We start from the raw sequence: 14,599 nt of genomic DNA, 5'->3' as shown, positions 1-14,599 counted from the left end.
GGTCAGTCTCCGGCCGCGTTGCGGATCGAATCGAGTTGGTCTCTAGCGGCGCGCGTATCGACACTCGCGACAACAGACATGCCCGGCACCAGCAGACGCAGGATCTCGGGCGAAGCCTGAATGGATATGCGCACCGGGACGCGCTGAACGATCTTGGTGAAATTACCCGTCGCGTTTTGCGGAGGTAGGATCGAGAATTCTGCCCCGGTACCCGGCGCGATGCTCTGCACTCTTCCTGATAGCTCGAGGTCCGGCAGCGCGTCGATTTCCAAGGTGACGGGTTGCCCCGGGCGGACAAGTCCGAGCTGCGTTTCCTTGAAATTTGCTGTCACGTAGAGGCGGTCGGTCGGTACGAGGCTCATAAGGCGTTGGCCAGGCTGGACAAATTGTCCAGGTCGGACCGTGAGGTCACCCACCCGCCCGGAAATACTGGCCTGGAGCGTGGTCGATGACAGGTTCAGACGGGCGGCCTCGAGTTGCGCACGAGCGGCGTTGGCTTGCGAATTGGCCTGGTCTATCTGCTCGCTAAGCGTGTTCTGTCGGCGCTGTGCCGCCGTGAGCGCGGCGCGCGCTGCCGCGACTTGAGCCTGCGCTTCTCTGGCCTGGGCCTCCAGCTGATCGAGCCTCTCGCGCGGCTCCGCTCCCGAAGCGGCAAGGGGGCGGTACCGGACAACCTGCTCAGCAGCGAGACCAGCCTGTGCAGATGCTGCTGCGAGCTGTGCACGGGCCTGGGCAATTGCCGCGTCCTGCTCTTGTTGCTGGGCGCGTACCGTATCTGCTCCGGCGAGCGACGCGGCGATCTGGGCTTCGACCTGGTTCGTTTGGGCACGATAATCTCGCACGTCCAGCTGGACAAGCGCATCGCCCGACGCGACCGTTTGATTCTCCGTCACTAATACGCGCTCGACGTAGCCCGCAATTTTGGGGGAGATGATGACGCTGTCGGCGGCAATATAAGCGTTGTCGGTGGACTGCTGGAATCTGCCGTACGTCTGATGATTGTAATACCAGTAGCTCCCGGCGAGCAGGACCAGAATGCCGGCGATCAGCAGACCCAGCCGGACCCGCGGACTGGACAACCCCGTCGGACGTGCGCCTTCATCGCTAGCCCCTGCTGTCTCGTCCGCCATGATTATTTCGCTCCTCGCCATCGTTTGAGCCGCTGCGCGAGCGATATAGCGGCCAAAACAAAATGCGAAAGTCCTTTACTATTTTTCTCCGATCGATAGGAATGTCTCATGCCAGAAGATGAGGGCACTCTCGCACTCGACAATGTCATCACCCACGATGATCGAGCGATCTTCATGATGGACCAGATCAGCCGCGCCGCGCGCAAGGCATTCGATGACCGAGCACAGCCGCTGAGCCTCAATCGTACGCAGTGGCGTGTGTTGGCGCAGTTGATCAGAGCTCCTGCCCTGAACCAGACGGACATCGCCAGGAGACTTGAAATCACATCCTCCAGCAGCGGCCTGGAAGACATGACGCCTTCGCGCTTGAGTGACCGGACGCGGCTTGCGCAAGTCATAGCAATATTCGGTCGCCACGGGCGGGGCGGCATCACGCCCGTGTTGGGACTAGGCCGATCTCAAAACCAAAACACATTCGACGCGCCCGGATGCCCCGCTCGTGGCGATTGCGCCAGGGGACGAACCTCGGTCATGTTCTATAGCGGACAACCGAATGGAGCATGCGGGACGCGAACTTTCATTGCACCGGCCCTCTGCCGGACGAACAAACCGCTGGCGGCGTGCTAGATGGAAACTAACGCAAACTTCTCCCTAGTGGCGTGGATCGTTGGCATTCTGATGCTTACGACCATCGCTTTCGCGATGTGGCTAATCGATCCCAGACCAAATCAGGAAACATATCAGATCAAGTTTGATCGCTCCGTGGAAGGCCTTCAGTCGGGATCGACTGTAACACTATCGGGAGTCCCTGTGGGACAGGTAACATCGGTCCGTCTGGCGGAAAATGAACCGGAAAACGTGGTCGTTGTTCTGACTCTCGATCCTTCTGCGGCGAAAGTCCACGGCCTTGAAGCGACAATCAGCACGGATCTGATAACTGGAGAGGCTGCGCTCGTGCTCGAGGGCCGACGGGGTCGTCAGGGCATTTACACCGACAAGTCAGGAAAAAAGATCATTCCCGCCGCGGACGAAACCGGACTATTGGGGAGGGATGCGACCGCCACTGTAGAGACCGTGGCAAATAGCATTCGCGCTCTGAACGAAGGACTGGAGCCAGAAAAGCAACGGGTGATCACCTCCGATCTTGTCCGGCTTCGAGTCACGACGGCCGCACTCGCATCGGACGCCGAAGGTTGGGACGAACGATTGGCCTCAACAAAAGGAAGATTGTTAGACTTAGGGCACAGGGTTGGTGGATGGGGAAATAATCTTCGAGATGCAGATCGGCGGATCTCAGGGCGGAGCGCTTCTGCTATCGCGCAACGACGCCTTCGCCAATTCAGGGAGGGCGTGCAGAACGCTGAAAACAAACTTTCCCAGATAAGGAGTGGCATTCCGGCGGTCGAAGATTCTTTGGTTGAAGGTGAAACGGACCTTCGCGAGCTTAGTCGCGAACTTGCTCCTCTCAGTGAAAAAATCGAAGATATTCAGGTTGAGGGAATTACATCAAATCCTCCCCTCCCAGACTATCGGCCAAAAAGAAGAGAAGCTGGAACGAATATCGATGATTTAAAGTAAACCGAACGGATGACTGCTTCCGGGCAGAGCGCGCAGCCCGTAGAATAGCGGAGATTGGAGCGCAAAGCGGATAACGACCTACTCCGCGGTCAAGTTTGAAATTGAAATTCCGAGTCCTAAAAAAGGCATCGAACCAATACATTAGAGGGATTTTGCGGGCCTTTTGCGGGCTTTTCAGCTTGACCGAAATATCTAAACATCAGAAATTAAACGGAAAAGAAGTTCGAATGTGATGCCTCTTCTGGCACCAGTCGCCTCTTTTCGAGATTTGCGCGGTGAGGGACAAGGCCTCCAAGGGGGCGCCGCAGTCGTCCGTTTCAACCGCCGAGTTGGTCCAGAAGGTTGACTTCATCGACTCACTGGGGACGGGATTGGTTGACCTGTTGGAACTGGTCGGCGTGAACTCGCGGCACAAGGGCGATGGTAATGCAGCGCACCGCGTCCAGCTGGTGGCGTCGGAGATCGCGCGCCCCTCACACCAACCGGTACTCGACATCGAAGGCATTCTGGGCGGTCATCTCGTTTGCTGGCGCGGCAGGGATGCCAAGCGGCCAGATGTTCGATGGCGAGAATAGCACCCCGCCAGGTGCCATGAGCAAGGCCGGGCTCGAATGTGGACGAGGTAAGGGTGGTGTGGTTGAATGAGATACGATCTTGGGTTCGCCTGCTGGAAATGGTCAGTACACATCCGGGGCCGCATGAAGGTCCTGCCGCAATGTCTCGCTCATCTTTTCGGGCCCTGGCAAACCACTTGCCTATCGATTCCGAGGAAGTTTGTGGTTCCGTTGCCAGTACTTGAAGAGCAAGAGCTTTTGGATTTCGACACACGCTGAGATAGCTCGATATGTCTGCCTATGTTGCTCTCACCGATATCGCCGCGCAGACGCCCGACGGACGGCTGCTTTTCGAAAATCTTTCCCTTTCCATCGCGAAGGAAAGCGTCGGTCTCGTAGGGCGCAACGGATCGGGAAAATCGACCTTGTTGAGAATGGTCGGAGGGCTGGCAAGCCCGCCAGCGGGCACGATCAAGAGGTCGGGTACGATCGCCTTCCTGGAACAGGAAATGCCCGAGCGCTGGCCGGTGAAGAAGGCACTTGGGATCGAGAAAGCCGTCAACATTCTGCAGCGGATCGAAAATGGAACCGGCTCGGCGGACGATCTGGAACTGGCCGAGTGGTCGCTGGAACCGCGGGTGGAAGCGGCCCTGGCAGCATGTGGCCTCCCTTCGATCGGCTTGGATGTTCGTTTGGAGAGCTTGTCTGGCGGCGAACGCGCGCGAATCGCGATAGCGCGCGTGCTGCTCGAAGAGCCGGATCTCCTGCTACTGGATGAACCGACCAACAATCTGGATGCAGCCGGAAGGGAGGCCATCTCCGGTCTTCTGCGCAATTGGCGGGGTGGCGCATTGATTGCGAGCCATGATCGCAAGTTACTCGAGCGCATGGATCGCATTGTCGAATTGAGCCCGGTTGGCGTGCGCAGTTTCGGGGGCGGATGGACCGCATTCGAGCAGGCCAGAAATCAGGAGCGCGACCGGCTTGTCCAAGAGGCTGCGCGAGCCGACGCCGTGGTCCGTCAGGCACACCAGAATGCGCAGGCTCGCAAGGAAGCGAAGGCGAAACGGGACAAGGCGGGCCGGGCATTCGCGGCCAAAGGCTCAGAACCCAAGATCCTGCTCGACAAGAGGGCGGAGAGGGCCGAGAACAGTGGTGGACGCGAGAAGTCTCTGAATGAACGCACCCTGGCCGACGCGGTGGAGGCGCAGAAGGCGGCTCGCGCTCGCCTTGAGGTCCGCGCACCGCTGACCATCGAATTACCCCCGAGCGGCCTGCCGTCAGGCGCGAAGCTGCTTGAGCTTGACGGCGTCGTTGCACAGGTCGGGGATCGCCACCTTGGCCCATGGACGCTACGCATTGACGGTCCGGAACGCGTGGCGGTGGCTGGGGGCAATGGGTCGGGCAAGACCACCTTGCTGCGTATCGCCGCTGGATTGATGCAACCGTCGATGGGCAGGGCCTATCGGGCAGAAGGTCGCATCGCGATGGTAGACCAGCATGTCAGTCTGCTGGACGTGGACAAGAGCGTTCTCGACAATGTTCGTGCGAAACATAAGGGTATCAGCCGCGAGGCGGCCCATTCCACCTGCGCTCGATTTGCCTTTCGCAATCGCGAGGCGATGCGCATCGTCGGCACACTTTCGGGTGGTGAACGCCTTCGCGCCGGATTGGCCGCGGCACTATCCGGCCCCGAAATTCCGTGGCTGATTATTCTGGACGAGCCGACCAATCATCTGGATATCGAGTCTCTGGAGATGTTGGAGGAGGCGCTCCGGAGCTACGATGGGGCACTCTTGTTGGTCAGCCACGATCAGTCATTCCTGGAGAGAGTCGGCATTGCTCGGAGCTTCAATGTCTGAGCCCCGGGAGGAGCGTTGAACCTTCCCTCAAAATCAGCTGAGCAAGAGCGGAGCGAGCTTTTGTCTGTGATATTTTGCGGAGCCGAAAACAGCCTGACTCCACATAGCGCGCCGCAGGAACAGCTGAGCGTTGCATTCATAGGTGAATCCGAGACCACCGTGGAACTGGATAGTTCTATCGCAGGCATGGACGAATGCGTCGCTGGTATGCGCCTTCGCCATCCGTGTGGCGATTTCGCTTGCGGCCTTGCCCGGCGACGATGCGATGGTTGTGCCGGCGCCGTAAACGAGTGAACGGGCGGCTTCGAAATCCAGCAGGATGTCGACGGTGGCGTGCTTCAGGGCCTGAAACCTGCCGATCGGACCGCCGAACGCCTCTCTGGTCGTGAGATGGTTGACCAGCAATGCCAGCGCTCCGCCAAGTCCGCCGGCCATTTCGGCGCTGAACAGCAGCTCTCCCGTCCGCTCCAATGCGCACAGCGCCTCGACTACATCGCCTCCATCAAGAACCATGGTCGCGGGCACTTCTACTTCCTCGAAGGAGACAGTGTAGCAGCGCTGTGTTTCATCCAGCACGATTTGGCTCCGAAGTGAATTCTCTCGAAGATACGCCCGTTCCACGACAACAAGGGCCGGTTGGCCATCCAGCATGGCGCTCACGATAAGGAATTGCGCCTCCTTCGCATCTCGCACGTGGATCTTGGTTCCGGACAAACGGACGATGCCGTTCGAGCACTGAGCCTGAAGCCGGGGCTCCGTCAGCGCCCAGGACCCTCCCGGCTCGCATAGCGCCGTTGTTGCAACGGAACCGCTTCCAACTTGCGGTAGCCACATCTCCTTCTGTCCGCGCGAGCCAGCGTCCACGAGCAGTTGCGTCGCCAACGCTGTAGAAATCAGCGGGCTTGCCAGCAGATGTCTGCCAGCGGACTCGACGATCGGCACCAGTGCGTCCACGCGCAGGCCGGAACCCCCGTAAGCGACCGGGACAAGCAGGTTGGCCCACCCCATCGCAACGATGTCCTGCCATATACTTCGGTCGATATCGTCCTTGGCCGCGATGCGTTTGCGAACAGATTCGAAACCCGACCTGTTCCTTGCAAATCGCTCGGATTGCTCAAGCAGTAGGCGTTGCTCGTCGGAGAAGGTGATTGCGGTTGCCCGGTCGTCGCTCATCCTATTCAACCTTTCGGCAGTCCGAGGACACGTTCGGCAAGAATGTTGGACTGGATCTCAGAGGGGCCTCCGCCAATGGTCGCAGCGAAACTGTTGAGGTATCCGCGCTGCCAGGCGCCTCCGTCCAATGCGTCGGGATCTTCCAGGTAGAGGGAGCCTTCCAGCCCCTGAAGCTCAACCGCCAAACGTTGCAGTCGCCGATTCCACTCGGTCCAGCGAAGCTTGTGAGACATATCGATCGCGGTCGGATAGGGGCCCGCCAAAGCGGAATGCCGCTTTCTCGATTCATGAAGGAGATTGGCTCGTTCCTCGATCAAGAGGCGAACCAGTTCATCGCAGATCAGGGGTTCCTCGAGAGCAGGGCCGCCATCAAACTCGGCGCGCGTCGCGGCCTCGATCATCAGGCTGCTTTCGATCCTCGTCCCGGTGTGCATGCTGGCCTGCCCACCTGCGGCTCCCCTCTCGTAGGTCAAGGTTCGCATCGCGACTTGCCACCCGCCCAGTTCCTGTCCGATCAAACAATCTTTCGGGACGAAGACATCATTGAAGAAAACTTCGCAAAATCCGTGTTCGCCGGTCATTTTGCGAATCTTGCGTACCTCTATGCCTTCAGACTCCATCGGTACGAGCAAGAAGTTGAGTCCCTTGTAGCGGGCTGCGCCGGAATCGCCTTGCGCAAGCAGGATCATGTGATCCGCATAAGAGCCGAGCGTGGTCCAAATCTTGGACCCGTTGATCCGCCAGTTTTCACCGTCACGAACGGCAACCGTACGGATGTTTGCAAGGTCCGATCCGGCACCCGGCTCCGAAAACCCCTGGCACCAAACATCTTCGGCGGTCAGTATCCGTCTGATATATTGTTTCTTTTGCCGCTCGCTGCCGATGTCAAGAATCAATGGGCCAGCCCAAGCCAACCCGATCGTGTTGAACATGATCGGAACGTTCTGGTGGATCATCTCCAGATCGATTGCGTTCTGGAATTCGACTGGCAGCCCCCGGCCTCCGTATTCTTGCGGCCAACTCACTCCGAGATAGCCGGCCTCGTAAACCGATCTTTGCCAATCGCTAAGGAAGTCGAACTGCTCGTCGGTTCCCACCTCCATGAATGTTTCCGGCAACGGGAAGGCGGGTTTGCCCGGTGCATTGACACGTAGCCATCCGGCGAACTCGTCTCTGAATTCAAAAAGATCGTCTTCGTCGCAGTCCATGGTCTTCGCAGTCACAGTGGTATGGTCGGGCAGGATGGAATTCTCACTCATGGAGACGGAATTCGCCAGGCCAGGAGTCTCTGGGCGAACCCCTTGCCCTGCGGATCATTGCGCAAGCTGGCCATTCCCCCCCCGCCGAGCGCGCTTTCGAGAACGAAATTGAAAGCATGGAGGCCGGGCGCCTCGAAGCGTGTGATCCGCCCGTGGACCGCATCCCCCAAGCAATCGCGCACCAGCTCGATGGTCAAGTGCTTCCGCAGGTGATCAACGTATTCGGGCTTTCTGGCGATCACACCGATATTGGCGGTATCGCCCTTGTCGCCGCTGCGTGCCCAGGCAAAATCGACCAGCGGTGCGGTCGGCCTCGGCGGACCTTCCTCCGGCCGACCTGCGGTCGCCACATTCGCATTGCTACCGGGAAATGCGCGATGACGGTGCGATGCCTCGGGCGAGGAAGAAGGGCTCGCAAGCCTGGCGCCTTCGAGCACCCCTTTGGGAAGCAGGCACGAAAAGAGGCGCACGCAAGGTGAAACTCGCGGCCGGCCTCCGCCTACGCCGCAGATGCCGGGTGCCATGGAGGTTCCGGCAGAAACTGCTTCGCGCGTGAACACCTCGAGGGCTCGCGCGTCCTCATGCCTTGCGGCAAGTTTCAGAATGGTCGTGGTGCAAGTGGGGGTTTCGCAATCACTCTCGCCGAAGAGTTCGAAGTCGAACTCGGCAAAGTCAGAAAGGCCGGCATCCGAGAACAATCGGCGACTGCGGTCACGCAGCGAGCTTGCGACACGCTCGGCCTTGCGGCGTGAACCGATCCCGACGACGGACAGATAGAATGCCGTTCGAAATCCATCCGCATAGGTGACGGACACCTTGTAGTTTCCGGACGGAGGCGCTCCGGAAGCACCGCTCACGCGAACCAGATCCCCGGATATCTGCTCGACTTCGACGTTCGAGAAATCGCAGATGACGTCCGGCAGGTGGTAGGCTGCCGGATTACCGACTTCGTATAGGATCTGTTCGCTCACGGTGCCGCGAGAAACCAGGCCCCCCGTGTCGCGCGGCTTGCTTATCTCGATCGTTCCGTCGCTCTGGATCGATGCAATGGGATATCCGATCCGATCCCAGCTATGCGATTCCTCCCAGTCGGTGAAGATCCCGCCCGTTGCCTGTGCTCCGCACTCCAGAATGTGCCCAGCCAAGCTTCCAGCAGCCAGTCGGTCATAGTCGGAACGGCGCCACGAAAAATGATGAATGCAGGGGGCCAGCGCCATGGCGCTGTCGACGCAGCGGCCCGTTACGACGATATCAGCACCGTTTTGCAGGGCTTCGACCAGCGGGAACGCGCCAAGATATGCATTTATGCTCAAAGAATCTTCGGGAAACGGGGCATTCGAATACATGTCCGCCACACCCGCGCTGCGAAACTCCTCGGCGCGTCCGGACAGGTCATCGCCGCCTACGGCAGTCACCGTCAAAGCAAGGCCACGATCAGCAATGAGTCGCGCTATTCGACTTGCGGCGGCTTCGGGGTTCAAGCCCCCTGCATTGGTGATCACCTTGACACCGCGCCGGGCAATGGCGCCTAACCGATCGGGCAGAAGTCGATCCACGAAGTCGGTAGCATAGCCCAGTTCCGGATTCTTCTGCTTGGCACGGGCCAGCACCGACATCGTGACTTCGGCAAGGTAATCCAGAACAATGTAGTCGAGATCCTCGTTCAACAGCTGATCGAAACCGATCATGCTGTCCCCCCAGAATGCTCCACCGCCTCCGATTTTCAGGGCCTGTTGCATGATCTAGCCCTCAAGCTCGCCGTCGGGCACTATCTCGATCATGCGGGATTTGGCCGAGACCGTGTCATCTTCAGCTATGAAAACCTTTTGCACGCGACCGTCGAAGGGGGCGACGATACGGTGCTCCATTTTCATCGCCTCGAGCACCAGCAGGACTTGTCCCTCCTGCACCAAATCTCCCGTGGCAACGGCAAGCTCGAGGATGCGACCGGTCATCGGTGCAGCAAGCACGCCCTCTGCATCTAGTGCACTTTCCCCTTCCACAGCATAGGTTTGGTCGATCGCGACCGCTTCGGCGCCTTTCCAGGCCAAGTGAAGCCCGATGGGTGTCTGGCAATGCCTGATGTTGCTCCACACTCCATCGATGCAAATGCGGGCTGACGCGGCCTCGACATTGGCAACCCCGATCGAAAGGAGCCTCTCGCCGCAACTTACCTGCCACGTGCCTTCCGCCTCGAGGACACGACACTCGAATTGCTCGTCGGCAAGCAGGATTCTGAATCGCGTGCCGGGCTTGCGCCCGTGCCTTATCGTGGGCCCTGTCGCGGCATTCGCCTTGCAGCGTTCCGACCAAATGGCACATGCCAGCATCGCCAGCTCGATCGGGGATGGTCCGACTTTCCCGGTGAGGGTCTCGACAATGTCCTGCAGATAGTCCGTCGTTGCGGTGCCGTTTGCAAAGCGTTCGCTGCGGAGGAGTTGCTGGAGAAACAGGCGGTTCGTCTTCAATCCGCAGACAGACAAATTCTCGAGTGCCCAGTCCAGCCGCCTTCGGGCCTGTTCGCGGTCGGCCCCGTGAACGATGATCTTGGCCAACATGGGATCGTAGAAAGTGCCAATCTCGCTTCCGGTCTCCACGCCTGTATCGGTACGCAACCACGATGCCTCGGGAGCGGCCCAGAGGGCTATTTGCCCGGACTGGGGCAAGAAGTCATTTTGCGGATCCTCGGCGCACAAGCGGCCTTCGATCGCGTGACCTTGCAAGGCTATGTCGGCCTGCTCGAAAGGCAGGGGCATGCCGCGAGCGATCTCGAACTGCAGCAGTACGAGGTCTATTCCCGTCACCAGCTCGGTAACGGGATGTTCCACCTGCAGCCGTGTGTTCATCTCGAGGAAGTAGAAATCCTGCCTGTCGTCGAGCATGAACTCGACGGTTCCCACTCCGACATAGCCAATTGCTCTTGCCGCGGCGCAGGCCGCTTCTCCCATTTTCGCGCGCAGGGCCTTGTCGACATTGGGGGCCGGGGCTTCCTCGATGAGCTTCTGATGCCTGCGTTGCAGGGAGCAATCCCGCTCTCCAAGATGCACAACATGTCCCAGCTGGTCGCCAACGATCTGGAATTCCACATGCCGTGCATTGGTAATGACGCGCTCAAGCAGGAGATCTCCATTGCCAAATGCATTGAGCGCTTCCGACTGCGCCGATTCCAAGGCGGCGCGTAAGGCGGTCGACGAATCCACACGCCGCATGCCGCGACCGCCACCGCCGGCCTTAGCCTTGACCATCAGCGGGAAACCGACGCTGGCCGCTGCTTCTTCCAGCTCCTCGAGAGACCCCTCGCCTTCATCGTGTCCCGGCACACATGGGACGCCAGCGTCGAGCATCAGCCGTTTGGCGACCCCCTTGTTGCCCATCGATTGGATCGCTTCGGGTGAGGGGCCAATGAATATCAGGCCTGACTCCCCGACCGCTTGCGCAAATTCGGCGTTCTCGGAAAGAAAACCATACCCGGGATGAATGGCATCTGCTCCCGTCTTGATGGCGGCTTCGACAATCGCCTCGATGTTCAAATAGGATTGCAGCGGTGCGCCTGGACCGATGTTGATCGCTTCATCGGCGAGGCGGGCATGCGGAGCTGAATGATCGGCATCGCTGTAGACCGCCACGGATCCGATGCCGTCCTTGCGGCAGGCGGCGATGATCCGGCATGCGATTTCGCCCCGATTAGCAACCAAGATCTTGGTCAGACTGCGCGGTGTCATGGGTTTTCCGCCCAGCTTGGCTTGCGCTTCGCCAGGAACGCCGCGGCCCCCTCGCTACCTTCCTCGCTCATGATGGAATCGGCGAATATGGTGGCGGCATGGCTGGCGAAGGAGGAACGCGGCCAGTGCGTGGCCGATTGGATCAGCAATTTGGATTGCCGGCTGGCCTTCGGTGCGCAGTCCAGTGTCCGCCCGATAACCTGTCGAACGGACGTCTCGAGTTCGGCGTTGCCCGTCGCGAGCCGATCGGCAAGTCCCAGGCTGGTCGCCTCGCGCCCGTCGAAACGCTCGGCGGTCAGCGCAAGCCGACGAGCCCGTCCCGGGCCAATCTTGGAGACAAGATACGGAGCGATCTGCGCTGGCGGTACGCCGAGCGTCGTTTCCGAGATCGAGAAGCGAGTTGTTTCCTCGACGAGTACGAAATCGGCGACACAGATGAGTCCTATCCCGCCCCCGAAAACAAATCCTTCTGCAACCGCAATCACGGTCTGGGGCAGGCGGTCGAGCTTTTCCAGCAGCAGGCCGAATGTCTTGTTCCCAGCAATCAACCTCGCTCGATCGGGTCTGCCCGCCTTATCGAACCCGCTGATATCGCCGCCCGAGCAAAATACGCCCTTGCTGCCTCGGATGACGAGGATCCGGGTGCGCGCGCAGGTTTCCAGATCGTCCGCGAGTTCATCGAGTGCCTCAATCATGCCCTGGTTGAGCGCGTTGCGCTTTTCGGGCCGGTCGAGCGTGGCAAACAAGACCCCGCCTTCTCGCTGCACTATCAATTCCCGCCCGGTGTTATCCATTGGTCATTCCGATCCTAGAACCGAGCCACGCCAAAATTGGTCACTTGCGTTTCAGACTGGCGCTCTTCCTCGACCAAATCGAGGCAGAGGCCCACGACATCACGCGTATCGCGCGGATCGATAATGCCATCGTCCCAAAGCCTTGCGGTCGCGAAGAGTGCGGTGGATTCTTCATCATATGTCTTGATGATGGTCTGCTGCATTTTCTCGAGTGCGGCCCGATCCGGCTCACGACCCGTGCGTGCGGCACTTTCTTCGGAAACGATGGACAGCACGCGGGCGGCCTGCTCACCCCCCATCACTGCGACCCGATTGTTCGGCCACGCGAAGATGAACCGCGGATCCAGCCCGCGACCGCTCATGCCGTAGTTTCCGGCACCAAATGATGCACCGATGTGGATCGTAATCCGGGGTACGTGCGCGTTGGCGACGGCTTGAATCAACTTGGCGCCATGCTTCACGGCCCCTGCCTGTTCCGCGCGCTTCCCGACTATGAAACCGGTGGTGTTGTGGAGGAACAACAACGGCGTATCGGATTGGCAGCATAGCTGGATGAAATGTGCTGCCTTGGCAGCGCCCTCCGGCTCGATCGGCCCGTTGTTGCCAATGATCCCGACTTCATGTCCCCAGATCCGGGCATGACCGACAACGGTCATGCTGCCGAAATCACTGCTCATTTCTTGAAAGCGCGACCCATCGGTAACTCTCGCGATTACATCACGGACATCGTATGGGCGCCGATAGTCAACGGGAACGATTCCAAGCAGTTGATCGGCGGGGAATAGCGGGGCTTCGACCTCTCCACGATTCTGCCGCCTCTGCGGTCGCCGGGCGTTTGGCACGATCGCTCGAGCCAAGCGGATCGCGTCTGAATCGTTCTCGGCGACGTACTCAGCCGTTCCGGCGATCTGGGCGTGCATTTCCGCCCCGCCCAGTTCCTGTTCGCTGGCCACTTCGCCGGTCGCGGCGAGCAGCAACGGTGGGCCGGCGAGGTATACTTTGGCGCGATCCTTCACCATCACGACATAGTCGGACATGCCCGGAACATAGGCTCCCCCCGCGGTGGATGAGCCGTGAACTACCGTGATGGTGGGGACGCCGGCCGCCGAGAGCCGCGCCATGTTTGCGAAGAACCGGCCGGAATCGACGAAGAGTTCCGATTGCCGAAGTAGATTGGCTCCACCGCTCTCGATCAGTGAAACGAGGGGAATCTTGTTCTCGAGAGCGATTTGCTGCATGCGTTGTGCTTTGGCGTTGCCCAACGCGGTGGTGTACCCGCCCTTGATTCCAGAATCGTTGATTGTGATTGCGCAGCGTACGTCATTGATGACCCCGATGCCGGCAATTACCGCACCACCCATGATCGACTTGTCGCCGTCGTCATCGTGTACCTTGTAGCCGCAGAGCGAGGATATCTCGAGAAACGGAGAGCCCCGGTCGATCAAATGTTCGAGGCGTTCCCGAGGCAGAATTTGCCCTCGTTGCTCGAATTTGGCGCGCGAGCGTTCGGAATTGGCGACTATCTTCCCTTCGAGCGATCGGACATGGTCGAGCAAGCCCGTCATCGCAGCGTAGTTCTCTTTGAAAGTGGAAGAACTGTCGTCGATGCTCGACTGCAAGGCCGGAAAGGGAGTGTGCGGTCGGGGAGTGTGTGACGTATCTAGCTTAGTCATACGTCTTCTCTTCCCACCAGGGATAGAAATCAGGCATGTCGGCACTGACCTTGAGGGGGAACTCTGGCGTGCGTTTTTGAATGAAGGCCTCGATGCCTTCTCTTGCTTCTGCCGTGCGTCCCAGTTCGTAGACGCCGCGGCTTTCGATCCGATGAGCCGCCATGGGGTGATCTGCAGCCGAGAGCTTCCAGAGCATCTGCCTGGTGAGGGCCACCGAGACCGCCGATGTGCTTGTGATGAACCTGGTGGCAACTGCCTTTGCCGAAGCCAACAGGTCGTGCTCTGTCACGACATCGGATACCAGCTGTGCGGCAAGTGCCTCTTCGGCATCCACGAAACCGCCGGTCAGCAGCCACTCCAGTGATTTCGGGATGCCGACGATTCTCGGCAAGAACCAGGATGAACATCCTTCGGGTACTATTCCGCGCCTCGTGAATACGAAGCCGAACCGAGCGTTGGTGCTCGCAATGCGGCAATCCATTGCCAGCGTCATGGTTGCGCCCATTCCGACAGCGGCGCCCTGGACCGCAGCGATCAGCGGCTTCGGACAATCGAACAATGCCAATGTGACCAAGCCGGCTCTGTCGCGTATTCGGGGATCGTCACCCTGCAGCTGGTGACCGGCGTCGAAGCTATCCCTGCCGCGGCTGAGGTCGGCGCCGGAACAAAAATGGGGTCCCGCACCCGTCACGATGATCGCACGCACGGCGTCGTCTTTCCCAAGCACGTCGATTGCGGCAATGAAATCGGTAACCATCTGAAGATCGAAAGCATTCAGCCGGTTCGGCCGGTTGAGTTCCACGATCGCCAAATCGTCTTCGACAGCGATGTTGAGAGTTTCGAACTGCATTTTC

General features: G+C 59.5%; 12 protein-coding genes. 4 read left to right on the top strand and 8 right to left on the bottom strand.

Features of this window, described 5'->3' with window-relative positions:
- Positions 1 to 2: 2 nt before the first annotated feature.
- Positions 3 to 1,130, bottom strand: coding sequence for an HlyD family secretion protein (locus ASS64_RS13950; RefSeq protein WP_050599652.1), 1,128 nt, complete (start codon positions 1,128 to 1,130; stop codon positions 3 to 5).
- A 108-nt stretch (positions 1,131 to 1,238) separates the two neighbouring features.
- Between ASS64_RS13950 and ASS64_RS17125 the strand changes: the two genes are divergently transcribed.
- From ASS64_RS17125 to ASS64_RS13930, 4 genes are all read left to right on the top strand, one after another.
- Positions 1,239 to 1,757 carry a MarR family winged helix-turn-helix transcriptional regulator gene (locus ASS64_RS17125; RefSeq protein WP_050599573.1) on the top strand — a complete coding sequence of 173 codons (519 nt, stop codon included), beginning with the start codon at positions 1,239 to 1,241 and terminating at the stop codon, positions 1,755 to 1,757.
- A complete protein-coding gene (locus ASS64_RS16465; protein ID WP_082737151.1) occupies positions 1,758 to 2,708 on the top strand; it encodes an MlaD family protein in 951 nt (316 codons plus the stop codon).
- Positions 2,709 to 2,983: 275 nt separating this feature from the next.
- Positions 2,984 to 3,283, top strand: a complete 300-nt coding sequence (locus ASS64_RS13935) for a hypothetical protein (RefSeq protein ID WP_067695806.1) — start codon at positions 2,984 to 2,986, stop codon at positions 3,281 to 3,283.
- A 269-nt stretch (positions 3,284 to 3,552) separates the two neighbouring features.
- Positions 3,553 to 5,124 (top strand): ABC-F family ATP-binding cassette domain-containing protein, encoded by a 1,572-nt coding sequence (locus tag ASS64_RS13930; RefSeq protein ID WP_067695803.1) that lies wholly within the window; start codon positions 3,553 to 3,555, stop codon positions 5,122 to 5,124.
- A 33-nt stretch (positions 5,125 to 5,157) separates the two neighbouring features.
- Here ASS64_RS13930 and ASS64_RS13925 read toward each other — a convergent pair whose 3' ends face one another.
- Genes ASS64_RS13925 through ASS64_RS13895 form a run of 7 tightly spaced genes read right to left on the bottom strand, consistent with a single transcriptional unit; the run spans position 5,158 to position 14,595 of the window.
- Positions 5,158 to 6,297, bottom strand: coding sequence for an acyl-CoA dehydrogenase family protein (locus ASS64_RS13925; protein WP_157075202.1), 1,140 nt, complete (start codon positions 6,295 to 6,297; stop codon positions 5,158 to 5,160).
- Positions 6,298 to 6,302: 5 nt separating this feature from the next.
- Positions 6,303 to 7,556, bottom strand: a complete 1,254-nt coding sequence (locus ASS64_RS13920) for an acyl-CoA dehydrogenase family protein (protein ID WP_198147724.1) — start codon at positions 7,554 to 7,556, stop codon at positions 6,303 to 6,305.
- Positions 7,553 to 9,295, bottom strand: coding sequence for an acyclic terpene utilization AtuA family protein (locus ASS64_RS13915; protein WP_067695797.1), 1,743 nt, complete (start codon positions 9,293 to 9,295; stop codon positions 7,553 to 7,555). The genes ASS64_RS13920 and ASS64_RS13915 overlap by 4 nt, the downstream gene beginning before the upstream one ends.
- Positions 9,296 to 9,298: 3 nt before the next feature.
- On the bottom strand, positions 9,299 to 11,278 hold the full coding sequence (locus ASS64_RS13910) for a biotin carboxylase N-terminal domain-containing protein (RefSeq protein WP_067695794.1): 1,980 nt from the start codon (positions 11,276 to 11,278) through the stop codon (positions 9,299 to 9,301).
- On the bottom strand, positions 11,275 to 12,072 hold the full coding sequence (locus ASS64_RS13905) for an enoyl-CoA hydratase/isomerase family protein (RefSeq protein ID WP_067695791.1): 798 nt from the start codon (positions 12,070 to 12,072) through the stop codon (positions 11,275 to 11,277). Before ASS64_RS13905 ends, ASS64_RS13910 begins: the two co-directional genes overlap by 4 nt.
- Before the next feature lie 14 nt (positions 12,073 to 12,086).
- A complete protein-coding gene (locus ASS64_RS13900) occupies positions 12,087 to 13,745 on the bottom strand; it encodes an acyl-CoA carboxylase subunit beta (RefSeq protein ID WP_067695789.1) in 1,659 nt (552 codons plus the stop codon).
- Positions 13,738 to 14,595 carry an enoyl-CoA hydratase-related protein gene (locus ASS64_RS13895; protein ID WP_067696220.1) on the bottom strand — a complete coding sequence of 286 codons (858 nt, stop codon included), beginning with the start codon at positions 14,593 to 14,595 and terminating at the stop codon, positions 13,738 to 13,740. The genes ASS64_RS13900 and ASS64_RS13895 overlap by 8 nt, the downstream gene beginning before the upstream one ends.
- Between the last annotated feature and the right edge of the window lie 4 nt (positions 14,596 to 14,599).

Source organism: Erythrobacter sp. AP23, from assembly GCF_001542855.1.
In the GTDB taxonomy this organism is placed as follows: domain Bacteria; phylum Pseudomonadota; class Alphaproteobacteria; order Sphingomonadales; family Sphingomonadaceae; genus Qipengyuania.
The sequence above is the reverse complement of the archived record's forward strand: the minus strand, read 5'-3'. Positions and strand labels throughout refer to the sequence as shown.